Below are 23556 nucleotides of genomic sequence, written 5' to 3' on the forward strand. Positions count from 1 at the left end.
CGGCGACCGCGGCGGGAGACAGCGCGGCGGCGGCAGGATCGCCGGCGCCGACGCCGTGGCCGCGGTCCACCCCGGCATCGGCGCCCGGGCCATTGGCCTGCAGCGACATGGGTCGCAGGCCCAGGCGCGCGGCGGCGGCCTCGAAATCCTGGCGCAGGGCGGCATCGCCGGCGGGCAGGCTCAGGAACAGGGGCAGGTCGGCGTGGGCGACGGCGGGCGTGCCGTCGGCGGCGAAAGTGGCCGCCGTCTCCAGCAGCCGCTCGACATGGCGTCGCGGCAACCCTTCCGTCGTCAGTAGATGCAGCAGTTCGCCACGGCGGTCGAGTTGTGGATTGAGCATGGGCGGGGCCGGCGGCGTCAGAGCGCCGGCGGCTTGTCCAGGTAGCGTTGCAGGATGACGGCCGCGGCCATGGCGTCGTCAGCCGCGTGCGTGCCCAGCAGGCGTTGCGCCTCCATGCTGGAGCCGCGCTCGTCGACCAGCTCCACCGCAACGCCGAAGCGGCCGTGCAACTGGTTGGCGAAGCGGCGGCAGCGCGCGGTGGCGGGCTGTTCGCCGCCGTCGCTGTCGAGCGCCAGGCCGACCACGACGCGATGCGGCTGCCATTCGCGCAGCAGCGCCTCGATGCGCGCGAAGCGCACGTCGCGCACCTCGCTGAAAATGATTTCGAGCGGCCGCGCGTGGCGCGTCAGCGTATTGCCGATGGCCACGCCGATTTTCTTCTCGCCGAAATCGAACGCCAGCAGGGTTTCTTCAGGCATGGCCCGCGTCGCCGGCCAGCATCACGGGATCGATGCCCAGCAGCTTGAGCGCGGCCGGATAGCGATCCTCGGGGGGCACGTCAAAGATGATGTGGTCGTCGGCGCCGACCGACAGCCAGGCGTTCTGGCCCATCTCGCTTTCGAGCTGGCCGGCGCCCCAGCCGGCGTAGCCCAGCGTGACCAGCATGCGGGCGGGCCCCTTGCCGTCCGCCACCGCCTGCAGCACGTCGCGCGAGGTGGTCAGGGCCATGGCGCCCAGCTTGATGCTGGAGCTGTAGTCGCCCGCGGGCGCGTGCAGCACGAAACCGCGATCGGTCTGCACCGGACCGCCGAAGAACACCAGCGTGTCCTTGACCGGAGCGATCTCGAGCGCCAGGTCGATGCGTTCGAACAGCGTGCCGAGCGTCAGGTCGGTGGGGCGGTTGATGACCAGGCCCAGGGCGCCACGTTCCGAGTGTTCGCAGATGTAGATGACCGAGCCAGCCAGGCTGCCTTCGACCATGCCCGGCATGGCGATCAGGAACTGGTTGGCGAAGTTGGCGGCCTGTGTGGTGGCCTCTTCGTGGTGTTTTTCCGTCATGGCAACCCCTTTGTGGGTAGTCTGATAGAGCCGGGGGCCCGCCACCCTGGCGTGGCCCGTCGGGAGCGCGGGGCGGGCATGGCCCTCCCCCTCGTTGCAAGCCTTGGCGGAATACGTCAGTGCTGCGCGTCAGATTTCCATCAGTTCGAAGTCCTCTTTGCGGGCGCCGCATTCAGGACAGACCCAATTCGGCGGCACGTCTTCCCAGCGGGTGCCGGGCGCGATGCCCTCGTCGGGCAGGCCGGCCTCTTCGTCGTAGACCCAGCCACAAATCAGACACATCCAAGTACGCATAGTTCTCTCTTACATCAATTCCCTGCCGTCGTCCCCCCTACGGGGCAAAGGCGGGAGGCATCCATTAGAATGGGGACAATCTTACCGAAACCCAATAGGGGTTCCCCTGATTCTCCGCAAATGAGTCCGGGCACCCTAACTCTAGCGCTGTCCACGTGGCCCCCGTTACTCCCCCTCTCGTTTTGGTCTTCGGTCCGCTCGATCCCTCGGGCGCCGACGGTTTGCCCGCGGACGCCGTGACCTGCGCCCGCCTGGGCTGTCACGGCCTGGCGGCCGTCACGGCGCTGACCGTGCAGGATACCGCCGGCATCGAAGAAATCCATCCCGTTTCACCCGACCTGCTCGACGATCAGGCACGCTGCCTGCTCGAAGACATGTCGGTGCAGGCGATCAAGGTGGGCGGACTATACACCGCCGAAACGGCAAGCGTAGCCGCCCAGGTAGCCGCCGATTACAGCCAGGTGCCGCTGGTGCTGCACCTGGGCCAGCGCGCCCAGGTGCCGGCCGACGCCGCCGACGAGGACGACGCTGACGACCTGCTGGCCGCCATCCTCGAGCTGGTGCTGCCGCAGACCGACCTGCTGATCGTCGAGCACCTGCGGCTCGCGCAGTGGCATGCCGATGGCGACATCGATATCGGGGACGCACCGTCGCCGATGCACGCCCTGGTGGCCGCCGGCGCAGAATGGGTGCTGGTGCTGGGCAGCCCGCAACGGCCCGGTCACCACGCCAACGTGCTGCTCGGCCCCAACGGCCAGACCACTACCCTGCCGTGGCAGGCGCCCCCGGACCGCAACGGCGACGCCGGCGGGCTGGCCGCCACCGCCATCACCGCCCTGCTGGCGCGCGGCCTGGAAATGCCCGAGGCCGTGCGCCAGGGCCTGGCCCACGCCGATGCGGCGGTCGCCGCCAGCTTCCTGCCGGGCATGGGCCGGCGCATTCCCAACCGGATCCAACCGCAATGAAAGCCCTGCGTTTTCCCGCCGGCCTGTACGGCGTGACCCCCGAATGGGACGACACCGAGCGGCTGCTGCGCGCGGTGCGCCAGGCCGCCGAGGGCGGCATGCGCGCGCTGCAGTTGCGCCGCAAGGACGTGCCCGACGCGGTGCGCGCCGAGCAGGCGCGCGCCCTGGCGCCCCTGTGCCGCGAGCTGGGCGTGGTGTTCCTCATCAATGACGACTGGCGCCTGGCGCTGGAAGTCGGCGCCGACGGCGCCCACGTCGGCCGCGACGACGACAGCCTGGCCCGCATCCGCGCCGAAGCCGGCCCCGACCTGATCCTGGGCGGCTCCAGCTACGACGACCTGGGCCGCGCCCGCGAGCTGCTGGACGCCGGCGCCGACTACATCGCCTTCGGCGCCATGTTCCCCTCGCGCGTCAAGCCGGACACCGTGCGCGCGCCGCTGTCGGTGCTCACCGAGGCTCGCGCCCTGGTCGAGCAACGCGACGCGCCGCGCCCCGCCGTGGTCGCCATCGGCGGCATCACGCCCGGGAACGTGGCGTCGGTGGCCGCCGCCGGCGCCGATTCGGTCGCCGTCATCACCGGCCTGTTCGAGGCGCCCGCCATCCGCGCCGCCGCCGCGGCCTGCGCCGCGCCCTACTCCATCAACCGCAACCTGAAGCCCTGACCGCCATGTCCCGTAACGCCCAGCTTTTCGAACGCGCCAGCCGCAGCATCCCCGGCGGCGTCAATTCGCCCGTGCGCGCCTTCCGCTCCGTGGGCGGCACGCCGCGCTTCATCAAGCGCGCGCAGGGGCCGTACGTGTGGGATGCGGAAGACAAGCAGTACATCGACTACGTCGGTTCGTGGGGCCCGGCCATCCTGGGCCACTCGCATCCCGAGGTGGTGCGCGCGGTGCAGGACGCGGCCGTCAACGGCCTGTCGTTCGGCGCCCCCACCGAGGCCGAGATCGAACTGGCCGAAGTGCTGATCGCGCGCCTGCCGTCGCTGGAACAGGTGCGCCTGGTCAGCTCCGGCACCGAAGCCACCATGACGGCCATCCGCCTGGCGCGCGGCGCCACCGGCCGCAACAAGATCGTCAAGTTCGAGGGCTGCTACCACGGCCATTCCGACAGCCTGCTGGTCAAGGCCGGCTCGGGCCTCCTGACCTTCGGCAACCCCAGCTCGGCCGGCGTGCCGCCCGAATTCGTCTCGCACACGCTGACCCTGGAATACAACAACCTCGAAGCGGTGCGCGAGGCCTTCGCCCAGCACGGCGCCGACATCGCCTGCATCATCGTCGAGCCGATCGCCGGCAACATGAACCTGATCAAGCCGGCCGCCGGCTTCCTGGAAGGGCTGCGCGAGGTCTGCACGCAGCACGGCGCGCTGCTGATCTTCGACGAAGTCATGACCGGTTTCCGCGTCGGCCCGCAGGGCGTGCAGGGCCTGTCGGGCGTCAAGCCCGACCTGACCACGCTGGCCAAGGTGATCGGCGGCGGCATGCCGGTGGGCGCCTTCGGCGGCAGCGCCGAGATCATGAAGCACATCGCGCCGCTGGGCGGCGTCTACCAGGCGGGCACGCTGTCGGGCAACCCGGTGGCCGTGGCCGCCGGCCTGGCCACGCTGCGCCTGATCGCCGCCCCCGGTTTCTACGACAAGCTGGCGGCGCAGACCGCCAAGCTGGCCCAGGGCCTGCAGGAACGCGCCCGCGCCGCCGGCCTGGCGTTCTCGGCCGACTCCGTCGGCGGCATGTTCGGCATCTACTTCAGCGACAAGGTGCCAGCCACGTTCGCCGAGGTCTCTGCCTGCGACACGGCGCGCTTCAACCGCTTCTTCCACGCGATGCTGGACCACGGCGTGCATTTCGCGCCGTCGGCGTTCGAGGCCGGCTTCGTCTCGGCCACCCACGACGACGCGGTGATCCAGTCCACGCTGGATATCGCCGAGAAGGTCTTCGCGGCGATCTGAGCGCCGGCGCGGGGCTGTCGGCACGCGCTGGCCTCACGCTTGCCCCACAACGCCCTGGCGGCCCGACAGCGGCCGCCGGGGCGTTGTCGCATCCGCCCCTAGGGTGTCTTGTATTGCTGGTACAGCGCCGTGACGTTGCGCACGTACTGCTGGGTCTCGGCATAGGGAGGCACCGCGTCGTACTTGCGCACCGCGCCCTCGCCCGCGTTGTAGGCGGCCAGCGCCAGGTCCAGGCGGTTGGGATACTGATCGATCAGGCGGCGCAGCAGGCTCGATCCGGCCTTCACGTTGGTGGCCGGGTCCACCAGCGCCCGCTCGATGTCATCCGAGACCAGCAGGGTCGCCGCCGTCGCCGGCATCAGTTGCATCAGGCCCAACGCCCCCTTGGGCGAGCGCGCATCGCTGCGGAACCCGGATTCCACCGCGATGACCGCGGTCAGCAAGGCCCGGTCCACGCCCGAATCCCTGGCCGCCTGCGCGATCAGCTCGTCATGCGCCGTGGAGGGCGGCGCCGACCCCCAGCGCGCGGCGCGGTCGCCCAGGGTCAGCAGGCTGGCGCCGTCCCCCGAGCGCGGCTCGCAGTCCAGGCAGGCCTTGATGCGGTTGCCGCGCAGCGCGGTCCGAACCTGCGCGCGTTTGTAATACCTGGCGTAACCGTTGGGCACCTTCATGGCGCGCCAGACACCGAACGGATCTTTGTAACGGTAGATCTCGGTGGCGCGCGCGGCGTCCGTGGGCAGCAGCGCGCCGGCGGCCAGCAGGGCCGCCACCGCCAGACCGGCCAGGAAGGTCCGCCCGGCGCGTGGCCGTGCGGACGGAATGCATGAGAGTCGGAACATGGGGAAGGCGCTCCGGCGGCGTCCAGGGACGGGAAATCGAACGCCTATGCTGAGCCGGCGCGCCGGCTTTGTCGCTCCTGCCTATGCCCTAGTACCCGCCGCGCCGCCCGGCGCGGGCATCCCCGCACGGCCTGCGCCCCTGAAAGCCGGGGGCAAAAGCGTCATAGGAATAAGGGTCTGATCTACATCTTTTATCTTCATCCCTCCTCGTACTACTACGCAGTAGCCCAGCGTTCCTGGGTTAACATATGTCGCAATATTTCGTTTAATTACTAAATGAATGGAGAACCCGGCGCCAACTGCCGGGCAGGAGGCGGAGATGGGCGCAGACAATACGCTCCAGCTAGTGCTGGATGCCACTACCAACGTCCTGACGGCGATTTACTCGCCGCCACCTGCGCCGCAGAACAATGCCGCCACAGCCGACGCGCCGGCCGACGAAGCCCCGGGCCGGGAGGCCGACGCCCCGGAGACCGACACCCCTGACGCCGCCCCGGACGTCCCGCCCGCCGACCTGCCAAGCTGGGACACCCTCGCCGCCATGGCCACCGCGCAGGGCTGGTCGACCGAGGCGCTGGACAATCACGCCGTCATCGCCTTCATCGACCTGTGCCGCCATGCCACCGGAACCGTGCAGGTGCCGGTGGGCAAGCTGATCGACGGCTCGTTCGATCTGGAAGTGGACGCCGCCTGCATGTCGGCCCTGGTCACCCTGCACCCGCCCAAGGGCGGCAAGCCGGTGACCCTGCCCGTGCTGCGCCAGGCCATCGCCGACCAGGGCATCGTCCACGGCGTACTGGAAAAGGAACTGGCCGAGGCCGTCGAGCGCGGCGGCGCGCAGACCGTGCTGATCGCGCAAGGCACGCCGCCCACGCGCGGCACCCCCACCCGTTTCGAAAGCCTGCTGGACCGCCTGAAGCCGCGCGCCCAGGAAATCGACGAACTGGCGCAGATCGACTACCGCGACCTGGGCAGCCTGCTGCTGGTGACCCCCGGCATGCCGCTGATGCGGCGCATCCCGCCACTGCCGGGCATCGACGGTTGCAACGTGCTGGGCCAGCCGGTGCTGCCGGATGAACTGCCGGACACCCCGTTCAACGCCGAAATGTCCGGCGTCGAGATCGATCCGGAAGACCCCAACCTGCTGCGCGCCGCCATCGCCGGCTCTCCCAAGCTCATCCATCAGGGCGCGCAGGTCAATCCGGTGGTCGAGGTCGACGCGGTCGACCTGTCCACCGGCAACATCAACTTCCAGGGGTCGTTGCAAGTGCGCGGCGATATCAGCGCCACGATGGAAGTGCGCGTGACCGGCGACGTGGTCGTCAACGGCACCATGGAAGCCGCCCTGGTCGAAGCGGGGGGCAACGTCACGGTCAAGGGCGGCATCATCGGCATGGCCGAAGCCATGCAGGACGGCGCCAGCGAGTCAGCCAACAGTGCCGCCGCGCGCACCGCCCACATCGTCTGTGGCGGCGATGTGCGGGCCCGCTTCATCGCCAACGCCATCATCAGCGCGGGGCAGAACGTGGAAGTGGAACGCGAGATCCGCCAAAGCAGCATCGCGGCGGGCGGCAGCGTCAACGTGGGCGCGCCCAACACCCAACAGACCGCCATCACGGGCGGCCAGACCCGCGCCCTGCATTCAGTGCGGGCCGGCACCATCGGCTCGCCGGCCGGCGTGCCGACGCTGGTACAGGCCGGGCTGGATCCCCATGCCGACATCAAGCGTTCGGCGCTCACGCGCAAGCGCCTGAAGATGAACGAGGAAAAGGCCAAGCTGGAGCAGTTGCTGCTGTTCCTGCACGCCAACCCCGGCCGGGCCGGCGGCGACGTGGTCGAGCGCGCCCGCAACACCCACACCAAGCTGGGCCGCGACCTGATCGAGCTGGACGAAGAAGAAGCCCAGCTCATCCGCGACCTGCAGCCCCTGCATACCGCCACCATCATCGCGGCGCGGCGCTTCTGCGGCGGCACCAAGATCCAGGTGGGCAACCGCATGCAGGAGTTCCTGGAAGACCAGGTGGGCGGCAAGGCCGGCCTGGAAGAAGGCGAGATCGTCATCCGCTGACGCTCGCCCGGCGGCCGGGACCGCAGCCGGCTCAGGGCGCCAGTTGCTTGAACCAGGCGCGCGGCGAAATGCCGCGGTCCGGTCCGAGGATCGAGAAGCCGCCGTCCACCGGGATATCCACGCCCGTCATCCACGAGGCCGCATCGGAGCACGCGAAACACACCGCCGCCGCGATCTCCTCGCCCGAGCCGACCCGGCCCAGCGGATGAAAGTGCGCGCCCACCGCGTCGGCGGCTTCGCGCGAGCCGCCCGCCAGTTGTTCGACCGACGGCGACCAGGTCCATGCCGGCGACACCGCCAGCACGCGGATGCCGGCCGGCGCCAGCTCCACCGCGAAATTCTTGGTGATCTGCAGCAAGGCCGCCTTGGAAGCGGGATACAACGCCCGCCCGGCCGCGCCGAACTTGCCGCCGGTGCTGCCCAGGTTGACCACCACCCCGCCGCGCGGCAGCAGCGGCGCCGCCATCTGCGTGAAGATCGCGGCGGACACCAGATTGGTATCGAGCGTCGCGTGCCACTCCGCGCGGCTGGAGGCCAGCCCGCGGTCGTTGTACTGGCAGGCGTTGTTCACCAGGATGTCGACCCGCCCGAAGCGCGCCAGCGCGGCGTTCAGGCAGTGGCGGATCTGGTCGTCCTGGCCGATGTCGGTTTCGTGGAACAGCGCGCGGTCGCCGATCTCGCCCGCCAGCGCCTGGCCGGCCTGGGCGTTGCGTCCCACCAGCACCACGTTGGCGCCGGCCGCCGCCAGCCCGCGCGCGATGTCGGCGCCCAGCCCCTGGGTGCTGCCGGTGACGATGGCGGTCTTGCCGGCCAAGCCGGGAAAGCCTGAGAAATCCATGAACAGTCCTTGATCAATGAGGCGCGGCGGCCCAGTGCATGGCCTGCGCCACCGAGCCGGTCTGCGCGATCAGGCGCATGCTGGCCAGCGAAGCGTCATGCACCGCCGGATCGGCCGAAGCGCAGGCGTCTTCGGCCACCATGACATTGAAACCGATATCCGCCGCATGCCGCACGGTGCCCTCGACCACCGAGTGGGTGGCCACGCCCGCCACCACCAGCCGGCGCGCGCCCAGCAGCCGCAGCGTCTCTTCCAGCGGCGTGCCGTAGAAGGCGCTGATGCGGGTGTGCTTGACCACGAATTCGCGCGGGCTGCCCGCCAGCGGTTGCAGGCCGTCGTAGAAGGCGCTGCCCCATTGCCCCTCGGCCACGGCGCCAATGCTGGCGACGTTGCGGAAGATATCGCAGTTGGGCAGCAGGTCGGCATAGTCGGGCCTGAAGGCGATGCGCACGTGCACGATCGGCAGGCCATGGCTACGGGCGCCGTCGAGCAGGTCGGCGGCGCCGCGCAGCAGGCGCTGGCGCTCCGCGCCATCGGCGTCCAGCCCGACGCGGATCTTGCCTTCGGGATGCAGCACGTCGTTCTGGTAGTGCAGCGCCAGCACCGCGGCGTCGATCTCGCTCACACGAACACCTCGAACACATCGTGCGCGTCGTCGCAGTTCACCAGGTCCACCCGTTTCATGCGGATGCGCCAGTTGTCGCCATCGGCCGCCAGCTTGTGGGTGTAGCGGCCCGCCAGTTGGCGCGGCTGGCGCTTGCGCCACTCGGTCATCTGGAACGCCGAGTGCACCACCAGGTTGCCGCCGGCGTCCAAGCCCTCGACCTGCACCCCGCCCACCAGCCGCACGCTGCGCGTGGGCGGCTGCTGCGACCAGTTGCGCGGATGTTCCAGCCGGCGGATGCGCACGTCGCGCAGCATGCGGTCTTCCCAGAACAGCGAGATATGGTCGTAGGGGCTGGACTGGCCCGGCTCGCGCGGCATCCAGTACATGCCGTCGTCGGTCCACAGCGACTGCCAGTCGCCGTAGCGGCGCTCGTCCAGCAGCCGCGCCTCGCGATACAGGAACTGGGCGATGCGGTGGTAGGCCTCGGCCGGCACGTCGGCCGGCGCCAGGTTGGCGGTGGATACGTCGAATTCGAGGTCTAGCAGCATGCGCCTTCTCCTTGGCCGTGGGCGGACGCCACGGGACCGGCCTCCATATAGCGCTTCCAGGCGCGGAACTGGTTGCGCATCGGCAGCTCGCTGGTGCCGTTGATCGACACCATGCCGTCCGCGTCGCTGCGGTCGGTGCCGTGGTAGCGGTGCATGCTGACCCATTCGCCGCCACGGGTGGCGTTGCCTTCCTGGCAGCGGTTGTAGAGCTCGATGTCGTCCGGCATGACGTTGGACGACGGCGAGTTGATCACGTTGGCGTACAGCATGGCGCGCTTGAACACGCCGTCCGGCGCGCCCTTGCAACGGAAGGTCTGGATCTCGATCAGGGTGCGATCGACGGCGATCGGCCGGATCACGCGGAACTGCTGGAACACCGTGTGCGGCGAGCCGCTGCCGTAGATGACGGTGTTGTGGCGGTTCATGCCGAGGATCTCGCGGGCGCGGTCGGCGCCGTAGGCCGCGGTCAGCGCCTCGAAGTGGGCGCGCGACACCGGATCGCGTTCGGCCGCGCCCGGGTTGAAGATGCCTTCCATGTAGCCGTGGCCGTTGTCGTAGGCGCGCAGCTCCAGCTTTTCCCAGAACTCGTAGGGCTCGCCGTTGCCGTCCATGATGTGCAGCTCGAACGGCATCTCGCCGATCTCCTTGGCTTCGTCGCGGGCGGCGGCGAAGGACGATTCGTGCGTCACGCGGGCGTGCATGGTGTCGTGCAGGTTCTCGTAGAACACCTTCCAGTTCGAGCGCTGCATCACGCGGAAGATGCCGCCGGCCACCTCGACCTCGCCCACCGGCGAACGGTCGCACAGGTTGTCGATGGACGAGCGCACGCCGCCCAGGAATTCCTCCAGGCCCTGGCCGTCGCGGGCCTGGCTGGCGAAGACGAAGCCGCGATAGCTTTCCACGCGCGGCAGGCGCCGCATCGAGAAGCTGGGGTCGGTCGGATCGTACGAGGTGCCCTCCAATCCCTGCTTGAGCGGCACGCCCAGGTGGCTGCCGTCGAGCTTGAAGGTCCAGGCGTGGTACGGGCAGCGGAAGAACTTGCCGACGCAGCCGTCGCCATCCGCCACCACCTTGGCGCCCTTGTGCGGACAGCGGTTGTACAGGACGTGCACGCGGCCGTCGCTGGCGCGCACCATCAGCACGTCCTGGTCTCCCAGCCGCGTGGTGTGATAGTCGCCCGTCTTGGGCACCTGGCTTTCGTGGCCGACGTAGACCCAGGCGCGGCCATAGATGCGCTGCATCTCCAGCTCGAAAATCGCCGGGTCGGTGTACAGGGCGCGGTGCACGCTGTCGCCGCGCACCATCTCGCCCAACTGTTGATCGCTATACGGCATGGCGGTCTCCTACTTGTTCTCGCTGTCTTTCCAGCGCGCCATCAAAGTGTTGGAAGGCAGGGTCTCGTCCAGCAGCTTCTGCGCGGTCTCGCGGCCGGCCACCGGCAGGCCCTTGGGGTCGAGCGCGCCGATCTGCACCAGCACGCTGGCCTGGTCCCAATAGATGTGTTCGTGGCAGAGCTTGTCGCCGCGGAACTTGACGATGGCCACCAGCGGAATCTCGACGTATTTGCCGGTGGGCGCGACGCCGGGCAGCAGCCAGTCGATCTCGGTGGTGTGGGTGAAGCAGAACAGCAGCTCGTCGACGATCTGGGTCGCGCCCACGGTGCGCGACAGCGGCACCAGTCTGGTGTCGGGCGGATTGCTGTTGACGAAGTGGTGCTGGTAGAAGCGCGACAGCTCGCGGTAGCCCACGCCACCGGTCATGGTGGGGATGTGGTTGACGTAGGGCTCGGCCACCATCGTGGCCATGGTCGCGGCCACGTCGCGCGTGCCGAATTCGTATTCGCAGTGCTTGTCCCACAGGGCCGAATAGTCGAACTGCGGGCCGATCACGCGTTGCAGCGCGGCCATGCTGCGCTGGTGCGCCATCAGCGCCGACGGCTTGTCATAGTGCGCGCCGCCGGTGCGGGCAAAGGCGTGGTCCATCCCGGGGTACACATACAGCTCGACGTTGGCCTTGCCGCCCAGCGCCTCCAGGATGCGCTGGCGCGCCGGCGGCGGACAGAAGCCATCCTGCTCGGCGATGTGCAGCACCAGCCGGCCGCGCAGCTTGGCGGCTTCGTCCAGGCTGTCCTCGATGCCCACGCCGTAGTAGCCGATGGCCACGTCGGCATCCGTGCGGCACGCGGCCAGGTAGGCCAGCTTGCCGCCCAGGCAATAGCCCAGCACGCCGGCGCCGCCCTGCTGCTCGGGTAGCGCGCGCAACGCGGCCAGGGTCGCGGCGATGTCTTTGATGCCCAGATCGACGTCGAAGCCCTTGTACAGCTCGAACGCGCGCGGCATGTCGGCCGGGCCGTCGGTCAACTGGATGCCGGGCTGCTGGCGCCAGAACAGGTCCGGCGCCAGCACCACGTAGCCCTCCTCGGCCAGCGACTGCGCGGTGCGGCGCATGAAGTCATTGATGCCGAAGATCTCCTGGCACAGCACCAGCCCCGGCCCGTGGCCCGAGGCGGGCACGGCCAGGTAGGCGCTGAATGATTGGCCGTCGTGCGAGGCGATGGTCACCTCGCGCGTCGTGATGGTTGCGGTCATGCTTCTCTCCTTGATGCGTGCGTCGCCTGCCTTACTTCATCTGGCAGGCGGCGGCGAACGGGTCGTGATACTGCGTCAGCACCGTGCCCGACAGCTTGTTGGCCAGCTTGCCGTCCGCGCCCTTGACGATGGTGCGCAGGTAGTAGTTCTGGATCGGGTACTGGTTGCGGTTGAAGGTGAAGTCGCCGCGCACCGACTTGAAATCGGCGCGCCGCAGCGCCGGACGCAGCGCGTCGGCGCCCAGCTTGCCGCCGGTCTGCCTGACGGCGCTGTCCAGCAGCATGGCGGCGTCGTAGCCCTGCGAGGCGTACAGCGTGGGGGTGCGGTTGTAGGTTTTCCTGAAGTCCTCGACGAACTTGCGGTTGGCCGGGTTGTCCAGGTCGGCCGCCCATTGCGACGAGTTGTGCAGGCCTTCGATCGGCGCGCCCACCGCCGCGATCGTATCCTCGTCGCCCGAGAAGCCCGGCGCCAGCAGCGCGATCTCCTTGCCCAGGCCGGCGCCGTTGAACTGCTTGATGAAGTTCACGCCCATGCCGCCCGGCAGGAAGAAGAACACCGCGTCCGGCTTGCTGGCGCGCAGCCGCGTGATCTCGACGCCGTAGTCGAGCTGGCCGAGCTGGGTATAGATCTCTTCCGACAGCCCGCCCTTGTACAGGCGCTTGAAGCCGTTGAGCGATTCGCGCCCGCCGGGATAATCGGGCGCGATCAGCGCCACCCGCTTGAAGCCCTGGTCGGCGGCATATTTGCCCATCGCCGCCGGGATGTCCTCGTTCTGCCAGGCCACCGCGAAGAAATTCGGATTGCAGCCGGCGCCGGCATAGTTCTCCGGCCCCGTATTGGTGCTCAGATAGATGGTGCCCGACTGCAGGATGGCCGGCATCACCGGCAGCAGCACGTTCGAGAACACGATGCCCGTCATCACGTCGACCTTGTCGCGCTTGAGCAGGCGCTCGACCGCCTGGCGTCCGGCATCGGCCTTCTGCTGGTCATCGGCCACCACCACCTCGGCCGGCAGCCCGCCCAGCTTGCCGCCGGTATGCTGCAGCGCGAGATTGAAGCCGTCGCGGATTTCGTTGCCCAGCGCCGCGCCCGGCCCCGACAGCGTGGTCAGCAGGCCGACCTTGATCTTGTCCGCGGCCGATACCCCGGCCGCGGCCGTCATACAGCCCGCCGACACCAGCGCCGCCAGCGCGCGCCGGCCCCATAGCTTTCCCTTCATGAGCCACCCCGTTCGTGTCCGCCGGCGCCGCCGGCGCAATGCTGACAGAATCCGTCTGCCGTCGGTACACCCTGCCAACGATGAAAACTGCCAGCTTACGCGCCACGGCGCCGCCTTCCAACAACCCCCAGCTTAGGACGGGCGGGCGCGCGGCTCTATCCGAATCGGCGCACGCCTATCCGGGATTCACTTAATTCCAAACGCTTGACGATTGCATTACGCTCGACGGCGATACGGGAGCGTTCCCGTCCCGGAGGCATCCATGCACGGCTGGTCCCGCATCGAGCTGGCGCCATTGCTCAAACGACGCGTCTTCAGTTCCACCCAGCCCGCCGAAACGCGCGAACGCGTCTCCGAAGCGCTCAAGGATCACCGCCTGACCTGGAAGGGCGGCCGCGTCGACGCCGAACTGAACCGCGCCCGCTTCGGCGCCCTGAGTGTCTGTACGCTGCGCTACGGCGCCGAAGTCCACATCGAACCCGACCGCCTGCAGGACTTCATGCTGGTGCAGGTGCCGCTGCGCGGCCGCGCCCGCATCGAATGCGGCACCGACTGCGTCGACGCCCACCCCGACTGCGCCGCCGTCATCGCCCCCAACCGCGCCCTGAAACTGCACTGGGAAGCCGGCTGCGAACAACTGCTGCTGAAGATCCCGCGCGGCAAGCTCGAAGCCATCGGCCACCGCATCTTCGGCGACGCCGCCGCCCGCCCCCTGGACTTCAGCCCCGCGCTACGCCTGGATACCCCCGTCGGCGCCGCCTGGCGCAGCATGATGACCAGCCTGATCCACCTGCTCCCCACCCTGGACGACGGCGCGCCGAGACCGCCCGCCGCCTGGCTCGAACACCTGGAAGACACGCTCGTCCTGCACCTGCTCTACAACCAGCCCAACACCTGGCAACGCCACGCCGGCCTGCCCCCCGCCCTGCCGCGCCGCGTCGCCCAGGCCGAAGCCTACATGCGCGCCCACCTGGCCGCCCCCCTGACCCTGACCGACATCGCCCGCGGCGCCGGCGCCAGCCCCAGCGCCCTCACCCGCCTGTTCCAGCAACACCGCGAGACCACCCCCATGCAGGCGCTACGCGTCCTGCGCCTGGACGCCGCCCGCGAAAAGCTGCAGCAAGGCGCCTGCGAAAGCGTCACCGAGGTGGCCGTCTCCGTAGGCATCAGCCACCTGGGCCGCTTCTCCGAGTACTACCGCGACCGCTTCGGCGAACTCCCCCGCGAAACCTTCCAGTCCAGCAGATAGACCTGACAATTCTGGCGCCATGCGCCAACCCCCGCAGCCACAAGCGAAGAATCACAAACGTAGTTAAACCAATACATATGTGATAAAGCGCCCCGCCCGCGAGCGTGCAGCGTCATCCGCCCCCGCAAGACACCACGTAAGCTTCAAAAGGCCGCCCGCGCGGCCGCCTTGAAGCGGGCCCCGCAAATCGCTCTGAACCCGCGTCGCCGACCATCAGAACGCCAAGAACCCCAATCGCCCCAGCCCCCGCCATTAATTCTTATCGTGAGCGGGTGAGGGGGCAGGCGGGGGGATGGCGGGGCGTGTAGATGCGCCCGAGGGAATCCGAAGGAGTCGCCGAAGGCGAGGACGAGGATGACGAAGGGGCAGTCCGGAGCGAAGGCTCCGGACCGCAATCGTAGCCCCGCCATCCCCCCGCCTGCCCCCTCACCCGCGGCTCAAGAACCCACCTCGACGCGCATCAACACGTCAAGGCCGGCCCACCATCAAGCCGGCACCACCGCCGTAACTTCAATCTCCACCTTGGCCCGATCCTCCACCAGATCCGCCACCTCCACCGCCGTCATCGCCGGAAAATGCCTCCCGATCAATTCACGATAGTGCTTCCCGATCTCCGGATAAGCCGCCACATAGGCATCCTTGTCCGTCACATACCACGTCATCCGCACGATATGCTCAGGCCTGGCCCCGCCCTCGGCGAGAATCGCCACGATGTTGGCCAACGTCTGCCGCACCTGATCGGCCAGATCATCCGACTCGAACTGCTGCTGCCCGTTCCAGCCCACCTGCCCGCCCACGAACACCAGCTTGCTCCCCACCGTCATCTCGGTCAGGATCCCATTCGAATAGCCCCTCGGCGCCATCCAATCCGGCGGTTGCAGAATCTTCATAACGTCTCATCCTATTTTCAAAAAACAAACACCAGGGCGGCCCCGCCGAACTCACTCGGCGGCAACCAGATAATCCTGCATGCGCTCGCGCAGATCCGCCGGCAGCGGCATCGACTTCATCGTGCGCAGATCCACCGTCACGATCGTCAGCGTCGCCGACAGCCGCAACTGCCCGTCCGGCCCCTCGAACCGCACCAGCGCCTTGAACGACGCGCCGCCGATGCGCTGCACCAGCAGCGTCTGCCGCAGTTTCTCGTGCCAGCGGCTCGGCGCGCTGAAATCGCACGTCACCGACGCCATCGGCGTGCCGATGTGACGCTCCACGTGCAGCGCGTGGAATGGCAGCCCCATGCCCTTGTCGAACCACTCCTCGACAAAGTCATTGATCATCTCGAAATAGCGCGGATAGAAAACGATGCCCGCCGGATCGCAATGACGGAAGCGGACCTCTACCTGACTGATGAATGGTGCTGCCATGGCATTTCCTTGATGCAAAAAAATCACGCCATCTTGCGCAGCGCGAATCGCTGCAGCTTGCCCGTCTCGGTGCGCGGCAGCGCGGACACGAACTCGATGGCGCGGGGATACTTGTAGGGCGCGATCGTCGCCTTGACGAATTGCTGCATGGCCGCCACCAGTGCCTCGCTCGGCGCGAAGCCGGGCTTGAGCACCACGAAGGCCTTGACCAATTGGCCGCGCTCGTCATCGGGCGCGCCGACCACGCCGCATTCGGCCACCGCTTCATGGCGCAGCAGCGCGTCCTCGACCTCCGGCCCGGCGATGTTGTAGCCGGCCGAGACGATCATGTCGTCATTGCGCGCCTGGTAGAAGAGATAGCCGTCGTCGTCCTGCACGAACGTATCGCCGGGCAGGTTCCAGCCCTTCTGCACGAAGCGGCGCTGGCGCTCGTCGGCCAGGTAGCGGCAGCCGGTCGGCCCCTTGATCGCCAGGCGGCCCACCGTGCCGTTGGGCACCGGATTCATGTCATCGTCCACGATCTGCGCGATGTAACCGGGCACCACGCGGCCGATGGCGCCGCGGCGCACCGACTCGGGCGGGCTGGAAACGAACACGTGGATCATCTCGGTACCGCCGATGCCGTCGATCATCTCGATGCCGCTGGCCTCCTTCCACAACTGGCGCGTCGCGTCGGGCAGCGCCTCGCCGGCCGACACGCTCTTCTTGAGCGAGGACAGGTCGAACTTGCCCACCAGCGCCGCCATCTGGCGGTAGAACGTCGGAGCGGTGAAGACGATGGTGGCGCGAAAGTCCTGGATCAGTTGCAGCAGGCTTTCCGGCGTCAGGCGCTCGGCCAGCACGGTGCTGGCGCCGACGCGCAGCGGGAAGCACAGCAACCCGCCCAGGCCGAAGGTGAACGCCAGCGGCGGCGTGCCGCAGAAAATGTCGTCCGGGCCCGGCTTGATGACATGCTTGGGAAACAGGTCGCACATCGCCAGCACATCGCGATGGAAATGCATGCAGCCCTTGGGCGCGCCCGTGGTCCCGCTGGTGAAGGCGATCAGGCAGACGTCGTCGGCGGCGGTATCGCAGGCCGCGAAATCATCCGGCTTGGCCGCTGCCAGCGTGTCCAGCGCCTCGGGCGCCGTGTCGTTGAAATACACGATCTGCGCCAGCCCCGGGCAATGGTGTTCGTGATCCGGCTGGGCGCAGAACTGCGCCTCGTCCTTCAGGCGCACATCGCACAGCACCGCCTGGATCTGCGCCTTGTCGATGATCTGCTTGAGTTCCTTGGCGCGCAGCAGCGGCATGGTCGGCACCGTCACCAGGCCGGCCTTGATGGCGGCCAGCCAGGACGCCGCCATCATCGGGTTGTTGGGGCCGCGCAGCAGCAGGCGGTTGCCGGGCACCAGCTTCATGTCCTCGACCAGCACGCGCGCGATGCGGTTGGTCAGCGCCGCCAGTTCGCGATAGGTCATGGTGGCCGGCTTGCCGTCCTGCGCCCAGCGCAGCGCGACGCGCTCGCCGTGGCCACGGTCGACCATGGCGTCCACCAGCTCCACCGCGCAATTGAAGCGCTTGGGATAGGCCACGTCGGGGCCGTCCAGCAGGAACTCGGGCCATTGTTCGCCCGGGGGCAGATTGTCCCGGGCAAAAGTGTCGATGTGGGCGGATACTTCCATGAAATTCCCCTTGCTGATGCGGTGTAGTTGACTGCCGAAAGCGGAAACTCGATGGTTTCTTCAGGCCTTCAGCAGTTCCCGGGCGATGATCAACTTCTGCACTTCGGTGGCGCCTTCGTAGATACGCAGCGCTCTGATTTCCCTGTAAAGCTTCTCCACCGGCATCCCCGACACCACGCCCGCGCCGCCGAACATCTGCAGCGCGCGGTCGATCACGGTCTGCGCCGATTCGGTGGCCGTCATCTTGGCCATGGCCGCTTCGCGCGTGGTGCGTTGTTTCTGCACATCGCGCATCCACGCGGCGCGATAGGTCAGCAGCGCCGAGGCGTCGATGGCCGTGGCCATGTCGCCCAGCGCGGCCTGCGTCAGTTGCAGGTCGGCCAGGGTCTGGCCGAACATGCGGCGCGACCTGGCGCGCGCCAGGCCTTCATCCAGCGCGCGGCGCGCAAAGCCCAGCGCGGCGGCCGCCACCGAGGCGCGGAAGATGTCCAGCGTCATCATCGCCAGCTTGAAGCCCTGCCCCGCCTCGCCCAGCCGCTGCGACACCGGGATGCGGCAGTTGTCGAAAGTGATGGTGGCCAGCGGGTGCGGCGCGATCAGCTCGATGCGCTCCGAGATCTCGAAGCCCGGGGTGTCGGCATCCACCACGAAGGCGCTGATGCCGCGCGCGCCCGGCGCCTCGCCGGTGCGGGCGAACACGCAATAGAAGTCGGCGATGCCGCCGTTGGAAATCCAGGTCTTGGCGCCGTTGAGCACGTAGTGGTCGCCCTCCAGCCGGGCCTCGCAGGCCAGCGCGGCCACGTCCGAGCCGGCATCCGGCTCCGACAGCGCGAAGGCCGCGATGGCCTCGCCGCTGGCCACGCGCGGCAGGTAGCGCTGGCGCAGCGAATCCGAACCCATCAGCGAGATCGCGCCGCTGCCCAGGCCCTGCATGGCGAAGGCGAAGTCCGCCAGGCCCTCGTGGCGCGCGAACGTTTCGCGCAGGATGCAGACCGAACGCGAATCGACCTCGGGCAGCGCGCCGCCCCAGGCGCCACCGGGGCCGCCCGCGACCGCGTAGCGCAGCCAGCCGGCCTGGCCCATGGCCTTGACCAGCTTGCGGCAGGCCGCATCGGCGTCGTGGTGGTCGACATGGCCCAGGGCGCTTTCGCACCAGCCGTCGACCTCATGCGCCAGTTTTCGATGGGCGTCGTCGAAGAACGGCCAGTCCAGCCAGCTTGCGTCGCGCATCATCAGTTCCCCTCGAAGATCGGCTTCTGTTTGGCCACGAAGGCCTCGTAGGCGCGATGGAAATCGCGCGTCTGCATGCAGATGGCCTGGGCCTCGGCTTCGGCCTCGATGGCCTCGTCCACGCCCATGTTCCATTCCTGGTGCAGCAGTTTCTTGGTCACGCCGTGGGCGAAGGTGGGGCCCGCGGCCAACTGCGCGGCCAGCCTGGCCGCCGCGTCCATCAGGGCGTCCGACTCGTGCAGCGCGTTGAAGAATCCCCAGCTTGCGCCTTCCTCGGCCGTCATGGCGCGGCCGGTGTACAGCAGTTCGGAGGCTCGGCCCTGGCCGATCATGCGCGGCAGCAGCGTGCAGGCGCCCATGTCGGCCCCCGCCAGGCCCACCCGCGTGAACAGGAAGGCGGTGCGCGCGGCCGGCGTGCCCAGGCGCATGTCGGAGGCCAGCGCCACCATCGCGCCGGCGCCGGCGCAGACGCCGTCCACCGCCGCCACGATCGGCTGCGGGCAGGCGCGCATGGCCTTGACCAGGTCGCCCGTCATGCGGGTGAAGTCCAGCAGTTCGGGCATGCTCATCTTGGTCAGCGGCCCGATGATTTCATGCACGTCGCCGCCGGAGCAGAAGTTGCCGCCGGCGCCCGTCACCACCACCACCTTGATGTCGGTCGCGTACACCAGCGCGCGGAACAGGTCGCGCAGTTCGGCGTAGGAATCGAAGGTCAGCGGGTTCTTGCGCTCGGGACGGTTGAGCGTGATGGTGGCGACCTTGCCGTCGGCCGACACCTGCCACAGGAACGTCCGGGCCTGGTAGCCGGCCAGCGGGCGCTTGTGGTGCTTCATGGTGTGCTCTTCGGGCTGCGTGCTCATGGTGTCTCCGTTCTGGAATCGTAGGGGTGGGCGCCGGCTCAGCCGGTCATCACTTCGCCGCCGTCGACGGCGATGGCCTGGCCGTTGATGGACGACGAGGCCGGCAGCGCCAGCCAGGCGACCGTCTCGGCCACTTCATCGGGCTGCACCAGGCGGCCCTGCGGGTTGCGCTCGGCCAGCTTGGCGCGGGCGGCGTCCGGCGTCATGCCGGTCTTCTCGACGATATTGGCGACCGCGCCGCGCACGATGTCGGTCTCGGTGTAGCCCGGGCACACGGCGTTGACGGTGACGCCCTTCTGCGCCGTCTCCAGCGCCAGCGAGCGGGTCAGGCCGATCACGCCGTGCTTGGCCGCGCAGTAGGCGCTGACGTAGGCATAGCCGATCAGGCCGGCGGTGCTGGCCACGTTGATGACGCGGCCCCACTTGGCCGCCAGCATGCCGGGCAAGGCGGCCTGGATGCAATGGAAGGTGCCGGTCAGGTTGACCGCCAGCATCGACTGCCACAGCGCCGCGTCGGTGCGGTCAAAGCGCTGGCTGACGGCCTGACCGGCGTTGTTGACCAGCACCAGCACCGGGCCCAGTTCGGCCTCGGCCTGGACGAAGGCCTGGCGCACCGAGGCCTCGTCGGCGATGTCGGCGCTGACCGCCTGCACCTGGCCCAGGCTGGCCAGGCTGTCGACGGCCGCCTCCAGCGCGCCGCCATCGCGGCCCAGCAGCGTGACGCGGGCGCCGCGTTCCAGCAGCGCGCGGGCGCTGGCCAGGCCGATGCCGCGGGCGCCGCCCGTCACCAGCGCGTGGCGGCCGGCCAGGGGAAGGGAGGACGTGCTCATTTGATGTCCAGTTGCGCCATGGCGGCGGCGCGTTCGAAATTGGTTTCCAACTGGCGCTTGCCGGCGAAGTACTGGCTCGGCCAGGCCACATCACGATAGCCCACGCGGGCCGCTTCGCGCAGCGTCCAGGAGGCGTCGGCCAGATGGGGACGCGCCAGCGCGCAGAGATCGGCGCGGCCCGAGGCGATGATGCCGTTGGCGTGGTCGGCCTCGAAGATGGCGCCCACCGCGATGGTGGGGATGCCGGCCTCGTTGCGCACGCGGTCGGCGAACGGCGTCTGGAACATGCGGCCGTAGACCGGCTTTTCTTCCTTGCTGACCTGGCCCGACGAGCAGTCGATCATGTCGGCGCCGGCGGCCTTGAAGTGGCGCGCGATCTCGACGGCGTCATCGGGGGTGATGCCGCCCTCGACCCAGTCGCTGGCCGAGATCCGCACCGACATCGGCTTGTCCTCGGGCCAGACGGCGCGCACCGCGCGGAACACTTCCAGCGGGAAGCGCAGGCGGTTTTCGAGGCTGCCGCCGTATTCGTCGTCGCGATGGTTGGTCAGCGGCGAGATGAAGCTGGACAGCAGATAGCCGTGGGCGCAGTGCAGTTCGAGCCAGTCGAAGCCGGCGGCCTGGGCGCGGCGGGCCGCGGCCACGAAGTTGTCGCGCACGTCGTCCATGTCGGCGCGCGTCATGGCGCGCGGCGTCTGCGACACGCCCTCGATGTACGGCAGGGCCGAGGCCGACAGCAGCGGCCAGTTGCCTTCGGCCAGCGGATGGTCGATCTTCTGCCAGCCCAACTGCGTCGAGCCCTTGCGGCCGGCATGGCCCAACTGCACCCCGATGCGGGCGTCGCTGTTGCCGTGCACGAAGCCGACGATGCGGGCGAAGGCCTGCTGCTGCTCGTCGTTCCACAGGCCCGGGCATCCCGGGGTGATGCGGCCATCGGGCGAGACGCAGGTCATTTCCACCATCACCAGCCCGGCGCCGCCCATGGCGCGGGCGCCCAGGTGCACCAGATGGAAGTCGCCCGGCACGCCATCGGTGCAGGAATACATGGCCATCGGCGACACCAGGATGCGGTTCTTCAGCTTGACGCCACGCGCCTGGTACGGCGTCAGCATGGGCAGCGGCGGCCGCTGGCCCGCCGGCGCCTGGGCGCCGGCATGCTCGGCGATCCAGCGCTCGAAGCCTTCCAGCCAGGCCGGGTCGCGCAGCCGCAGGTTTTCGTGCGAAATGCGCTGCGAACGGGTCAGCAGCGAATAGGCGAATTGTTCAGGTTCGAGTTCGGCGTAGCGCGCCACGTTCTCGAACCACTCGGTGGAGTTGCGGGCGGCGTTCTGGATCTTCAGCACTTCGACGCTGCGCACTTCCTCGTAATGCTTCAAGCCGCGCTCGACGCTGCCTTCGGCGCCGCTCAGGCAGCGCGCCAGTTCGATGGCGTCTTCCAGCGCCAGCTTGGTGCCCGAGCCAATCGAAAAGTGCGCGGTATGCGCCGCGTCGCCCATCAGCACCACCGGCACGGCGCGCTTGCCGCGGCTGGTTTCCAGTTGGTTCCAGTGGACCCAGGTGTTGCAGATGACGCGCGGGAAGCGGATCCAGATGGCCGAGCCGCGCAGGTGCGAGGCGTTGCTGATGAGCGCGTTGCCGTCCAGCCACGGCGCGAACAGCTTCTCGCAGTAGGCGATGCCCTCTTCCTGGCTCATCTGCTCGATGCCGGCGGCCTGCCAGGCTTCCTCGGGCGTCTCGACGATGAAGGTCGACATGCCGTCTTCGTAGCGGTAGGCGTGCGCCTGGAACCAGCCATGCTCGGTCTGCACGAAGGCGAAGGTGAAGGCATCGAAGACCTTCTTGGTGCCGAGCCAGACGAAGCGGCAGCGGCGCTGGTCGATATCGGGGTGAAAGGTGTCGGCGTAGCGGGTGCGGACCTGGCTGTTGATGCCGTCGGAGGCGATGACCAGGTCGGCGTCGTATTCGCGGGCGATGGCCTGGTCGTCCTGGACGAAGTTCTCGAACACCAGTTTGACGCCAACGTCTTCGCAGCGCGCCTGCAGGATGTTGAGCAGCTTCTTGCGGCCGATGCCGATGAAGCCATGGCCGCCGCTGCGGATGCTGCGGCCCTTGAAATGGATGTCGATGTCGTCCCAATGGTTGAAGGCGTCACCGATGGTCTGGGCGGAAACCGGATCGGCTTCGCGCAGGTTCTGCATGGTGGCGTCCGAGAACACCACGCCCCAGCCGAAGGTGTCGTAGGGGCGGTTGCGCTCGATCACCGTGACTTCGTTGGCCGGGTCTTGCAGCTTCATGAGCAGACCGAAATACAGGCCGGCGGGACCACCACCAATGCATACGATTTTCATTGCCGTAACGCTCCAAGAAGTGCGGCCCGGAAGCTTGGGGCGGGTCGCTGCTATTTTTAGGCCTTGATAGTTTAGGCTTGAAATATATACCTGGAACGGGAGGATCGCAAATGGGGGAAACGTGGGGGGTGGATTTTGGGGACGGGCTGGGGGTGCTGAGGGGATTGGCAGTGGGAGTGCAGGGGAGGTTTGGGGCGTCGGTTGATCTTCGTAGGTCGCCCCTCGGGCGTCTAGGCTTGTCGCGCTGCTAGACCTGTGTGCGGGGAATGGAATCTGCGGGGCTGCCCATCGCGGCCGCGCGGGCGGCCACGATGGGCGTCTGTGCATTTGAACGTGTTGCGGATGCGCTGCGCGCTGGCGGCGAGCGGTTTTCTAATGATTCCGCACGTCAGGGGGAGGGGCGGTGGTGGTCGGCGCGGCGTCAAGCATTTTGCGCGGGACGACCTCTCGCGCCGACCACAAACAGGCGTGGTGCGGGCGGTGTTTCATTGGCGCATGATTACGATGTGCCCACGCAGCCAGGCTGCTCGTGCTGACTCGGCGGGAGTGTCATAAATTTTGTGTTTGAGGCCTAACATACCGCTCAAGGAGCATGTGTATGGCCACAAAGAAGAGACTTCCCCTGCGCGAGTTGCCGTCGATTCCGACAGACCTGGTAGATCAATTCGTTAAAGGCCCGATGACCGCGGAGGCGGTGCAGGACCTGTCGATGGCGTTCAAGAAGGCGCTGATCGAGCGGGCCCTGGGGGCTGAGCTTG

Annotated in this window: 22 protein-coding genes and 2 pseudogenes; 6 read left to right on the top strand and 18 right to left on the bottom strand. The window is 68.3% G+C overall.

Features of this window, described 5'->3' with window-relative positions:
• The 4 genes and pseudogenes from HV783_RS29555 to HV783_RS27150 form a co-directional block, all read right to left on the bottom strand.
• Positions 1-340 (bottom strand): annotated as a pseudogene (locus HV783_RS29555) (aspartate carbamoyltransferase); the annotation flags it as partial.
• Positions 341-357: 17 nt separating this feature from the next.
• On the bottom strand, positions 358-759 hold the full coding sequence (gene ruvX, locus HV783_RS27140) for a Holliday junction resolvase RuvX (protein ID WP_054503402.1): 402 nt from the start codon (positions 757-759) through the stop codon (positions 358-360).
• The gene (locus HV783_RS27145) at positions 752-1339 is read right to left on the bottom strand and encodes a YqgE/AlgH family protein (protein WP_175190227.1); all 588 of its coding nucleotides are present in this window, start codon (positions 1337-1339) and stop codon (positions 752-754) included. Before HV783_RS27145 ends, ruvX begins: the two co-directional genes overlap by 8 nt.
• 129 nt (positions 1340-1468) lie before the next feature.
• Positions 1469-1633 carry a rubredoxin gene (locus HV783_RS27150; protein ID WP_003814980.1) on the bottom strand — a complete coding sequence of 55 codons (165 nt, stop codon included), beginning with the start codon at positions 1631-1633 and terminating at the stop codon, positions 1469-1471.
• Between the two features lie 155 nt (positions 1634-1788).
• Between HV783_RS27150 and HV783_RS27155 the strand changes: the two genes are divergently transcribed.
• From HV783_RS27155 to hemL, 3 genes are read left to right on the top strand one after another with little or no spacing between them, the layout of a single operon-like run.
• Positions 1789-2598 (top strand): bifunctional hydroxymethylpyrimidine kinase/phosphomethylpyrimidine kinase, encoded by an 810-nt coding sequence (locus tag HV783_RS27155; RefSeq protein ID WP_100509616.1) that lies wholly within the window; start codon positions 1789-1791, stop codon positions 2596-2598.
• On the top strand, positions 2595-3260 hold the full coding sequence (gene thiE / locus HV783_RS27160) for a thiamine phosphate synthase (protein ID WP_054419377.1): 666 nt from the start codon (positions 2595-2597) through the stop codon (positions 3258-3260). Before HV783_RS27155 ends, thiE begins: the two co-directional genes overlap by 4 nt.
• Before the next feature lie 5 nt (positions 3261-3265).
• Positions 3266-4543, top strand: a complete 1278-nt coding sequence (gene hemL / locus HV783_RS27165) for a glutamate-1-semialdehyde 2,1-aminomutase (RefSeq protein ID WP_054503400.1) — start codon at positions 3266-3268, stop codon at positions 4541-4543.
• Positions 4544-4641: 98 nt separating this feature from the next.
• Here the strand turns inward: hemL and HV783_RS27170 are convergent, their stop codons facing one another.
• A complete protein-coding gene (locus tag HV783_RS27170) occupies positions 4642-5382 on the bottom strand; it encodes a lytic transglycosylase domain-containing protein (protein WP_054503399.1) in 741 nt (246 codons plus the stop codon).
• Between the two features lie 319 nt (positions 5383-5701).
• Here HV783_RS27170 and HV783_RS29385 point away from each other — a divergent pair, with 319 nt between their 5' ends.
• Positions 5702-7450: a flagellar assembly protein A gene (locus tag HV783_RS29385; RefSeq protein ID WP_175143951.1), complete on the top strand. Its 1749-nt coding sequence runs from the start codon at positions 5702-5704 to the stop codon at positions 7448-7450.
• A gap of 31 nt (positions 7451-7481) precedes the next feature.
• Here the strand turns inward: HV783_RS29385 and HV783_RS27185 are convergent, their stop codons facing one another.
• From HV783_RS27185 to HV783_RS27210, 6 genes are read right to left on the bottom strand one after another with little or no spacing between them, the layout of a single operon-like run.
• Positions 7482-8288: an SDR family oxidoreductase gene (locus tag HV783_RS27185; protein WP_175190230.1), complete on the bottom strand. Its 807-nt coding sequence runs from the start codon at positions 8286-8288 to the stop codon at positions 7482-7484.
• Positions 8289-8301: 13 nt separating this feature from the next.
• Positions 8302-8913, bottom strand: coding sequence for a cysteine hydrolase family protein (locus HV783_RS27190; RefSeq protein ID WP_064527938.1), 612 nt, complete (start codon positions 8911-8913; stop codon positions 8302-8304).
• Complete coding sequence (locus HV783_RS27195; protein ID WP_175190231.1) at positions 8910-9443, bottom strand: aromatic-ring-hydroxylating dioxygenase subunit beta; 534 nt, start codon at positions 9441-9443, stop codon at positions 8910-8912. Before HV783_RS27195 ends, HV783_RS27190 begins: the two co-directional genes overlap by 4 nt.
• Entirely contained in the window at positions 9434-10777 is a 1344-nt protein-coding gene (locus tag HV783_RS27200; protein WP_054419367.1) for an aromatic ring-hydroxylating dioxygenase subunit alpha, read from the bottom strand. The genes HV783_RS27195 and HV783_RS27200 overlap by 10 nt, the downstream gene beginning before the upstream one ends.
• 9 nt (positions 10778-10786) lie before the next feature.
• Complete coding sequence (locus HV783_RS27205) at positions 10787-12031, bottom strand: dienelactone hydrolase family protein (protein WP_063583143.1); 1245 nt, start codon at positions 12029-12031, stop codon at positions 10787-10789.
• 31 nt (positions 12032-12062) lie between these two features.
• Complete coding sequence (locus tag HV783_RS27210; protein WP_116792751.1) at positions 12063-13250, bottom strand: ABC transporter substrate-binding protein; 1188 nt, start codon at positions 13248-13250, stop codon at positions 12063-12065.
• Positions 13251-13512: 262 nt separating this feature from the next.
• Here HV783_RS27210 and HV783_RS27215 point away from each other — a divergent pair, with 262 nt between their 5' ends.
• On the top strand, positions 13513-14499 hold the full coding sequence (locus HV783_RS27215; protein ID WP_175190232.1) for an AraC family transcriptional regulator: 987 nt from the start codon (positions 13513-13515) through the stop codon (positions 14497-14499).
• A gap of 485 nt (positions 14500-14984) precedes the next feature.
• Here HV783_RS27215 and HV783_RS27220 read toward each other — a convergent pair whose 3' ends face one another.
• Genes HV783_RS27220 through HV783_RS27250 form a run of 7 tightly spaced genes read right to left on the bottom strand, consistent with a single transcriptional unit; the run spans position 14985 to position 22798 of the window.
• Positions 14985-15389, bottom strand: a complete 405-nt coding sequence (locus tag HV783_RS27220; protein ID WP_006388562.1) for a RidA family protein — start codon at positions 15387-15389, stop codon at positions 14985-14987.
• 51 nt (positions 15390-15440) lie between these two features.
• Positions 15441-15866 (bottom strand): acyl-CoA thioesterase, encoded by a 426-nt coding sequence (locus HV783_RS27225; protein WP_175190233.1) that lies wholly within the window; start codon positions 15864-15866, stop codon positions 15441-15443.
• 23 nt (positions 15867-15889) lie between these two features.
• Positions 15890-17530 (bottom strand): AMP-binding protein, encoded by a 1641-nt coding sequence (locus HV783_RS27230; protein ID WP_054503391.1) that lies wholly within the window; start codon positions 17528-17530, stop codon positions 15890-15892.
• Between the two features lie 60 nt (positions 17531-17590).
• The gene (locus tag HV783_RS27235; protein ID WP_175190236.1) at positions 17591-18760 is read right to left on the bottom strand and encodes an acyl-CoA dehydrogenase family protein; all 1170 of its coding nucleotides are present in this window, start codon (positions 18758-18760) and stop codon (positions 17591-17593) included.
• A 2-nt stretch (positions 18761-18762) separates the two neighbouring features.
• Positions 18763-19620 (bottom strand): enoyl-CoA hydratase family protein, encoded by an 858-nt coding sequence (locus HV783_RS27240; RefSeq protein ID WP_175190234.1) that lies wholly within the window; start codon positions 19618-19620, stop codon positions 18763-18765.
• 38 nt (positions 19621-19658) lie between these two features.
• Positions 19659-20450 carry an SDR family NAD(P)-dependent oxidoreductase gene (locus tag HV783_RS27245; RefSeq protein ID WP_054503389.1) on the bottom strand — a complete coding sequence of 264 codons (792 nt, stop codon included), beginning with the start codon at positions 20448-20450 and terminating at the stop codon, positions 19659-19661.
• A complete protein-coding gene (locus tag HV783_RS27250) occupies positions 20447-22798 on the bottom strand; it encodes a bifunctional salicylyl-CoA 5-hydroxylase/oxidoreductase (protein WP_175190235.1) in 2352 nt (783 codons plus the stop codon). The genes HV783_RS27245 and HV783_RS27250 overlap by 4 nt, the downstream gene beginning before the upstream one ends.
• A gap of 598 nt (positions 22799-23396) precedes the next feature.
• Here HV783_RS27250 and HV783_RS27255 point away from each other — a divergent pair.
• Positions 23397-23556: pseudogene (locus HV783_RS27255) on the top strand (IS256 family transposase); the annotation flags it as partial.

Source organism: Achromobacter dolens (assembly GCF_902859745.1).
In the GTDB taxonomy this organism is placed as follows: Bacteria; Pseudomonadota; Gammaproteobacteria; order Burkholderiales; family Burkholderiaceae_B; genus Achromobacter; species Achromobacter dolens.

Coding starts and splice junctions, on each gene's coding strand:
- ruvX (WP_054503402.1), bottom strand. CDS start 759: ATGCCTGAAGAAACCCTGCTGGCGTTCGATTTCGGCGAGAAGAAAATC.
- HV783_RS27145 (WP_175190227.1), bottom strand. CDS start 1,339: ATGACGGAAAAACACCACGAAGAGGCCACCACACAGGCCGCCAACTTC.
- HV783_RS27150 (WP_003814980.1), bottom strand. CDS start 1,633: ATGCGTACTTGGATGTGTCTGATTTGTGGCTGGGTCTACGACGAAGAG.
- thiE (WP_054419377.1), top strand. CDS start 2,595: ATGAAAGCCCTGCGTTTTCCCGCCGGCCTGTACGGCGTGACCCCCGAA.
- hemL (WP_054503400.1), top strand. CDS start 3,266: ATGTCCCGTAACGCCCAGCTTTTCGAACGCGCCAGCCGCAGCATCCCC.
- HV783_RS27170 (WP_054503399.1), bottom strand. CDS start 5,382: ATGTTCCGACTCTCATGCATTCCGTCCGCACGGCCACGCGCCGGGCGG.
- HV783_RS29385 (WP_175143951.1), top strand. CDS start 5,702: ATGGGCGCAGACAATACGCTCCAGCTAGTGCTGGATGCCACTACCAAC.
- HV783_RS27185 (WP_175190230.1), bottom strand. CDS start 8,288: ATGGATTTCTCAGGCTTTCCCGGCTTGGCCGGCAAGACCGCCATCGTC.
- HV783_RS27195 (WP_175190231.1), bottom strand. CDS start 9,443: ATGCTGCTAGACCTCGAATTCGACGTATCCACCGCCAACCTGGCGCCG.
- HV783_RS27200 (WP_054419367.1), bottom strand. CDS start 10,777: ATGCCGTATAGCGATCAACAGTTGGGCGAGATGGTGCGCGGCGACAGC.
- HV783_RS27205 (WP_063583143.1), bottom strand. CDS start 12,031: ATGACCGCAACCATCACGACGCGCGAGGTGACCATCGCCTCGCACGAC.
- HV783_RS27210 (WP_116792751.1), bottom strand. CDS start 13,250: ATGAAGGGAAAGCTATGGGGCCGGCGCGCGCTGGCGGCGCTGGTGTCG.
- HV783_RS27215 (WP_175190232.1), top strand. CDS start 13,513: ATGCACGGCTGGTCCCGCATCGAGCTGGCGCCATTGCTCAAACGACGC.
- HV783_RS27220 (WP_006388562.1), bottom strand. CDS start 15,389: ATGAAGATTCTGCAACCGCCGGATTGGATGGCGCCGAGGGGCTATTCG.
- HV783_RS27225 (WP_175190233.1), bottom strand. CDS start 15,866: ATGGCAGCACCATTCATCAGTCAGGTAGAGGTCCGCTTCCGTCATTGC.
- HV783_RS27230 (WP_054503391.1), bottom strand. CDS start 17,530: ATGGAAGTATCCGCCCACATCGACACTTTTGCCCGGGACAATCTGCCC.
- HV783_RS27235 (WP_175190236.1), bottom strand. CDS start 18,760: ATGCGCGACGCAAGCTGGCTGGACTGGCCGTTCTTCGACGACGCCCAT.
- HV783_RS27240 (WP_175190234.1), bottom strand. CDS start 19,620: ATGAGCACGCAGCCCGAAGAGCACACCATGAAGCACCACAAGCGCCCG.
- HV783_RS27245 (WP_054503389.1), bottom strand. CDS start 20,450: ATGAGCACGTCCTCCCTTCCCCTGGCCGGCCGCCACGCGCTGGTGACG.
- HV783_RS27250 (WP_175190235.1), bottom strand. CDS start 22,798: ATGAAAATCGTATGCATTGGTGGTGGTCCCGCCGGCCTGTATTTCGGT.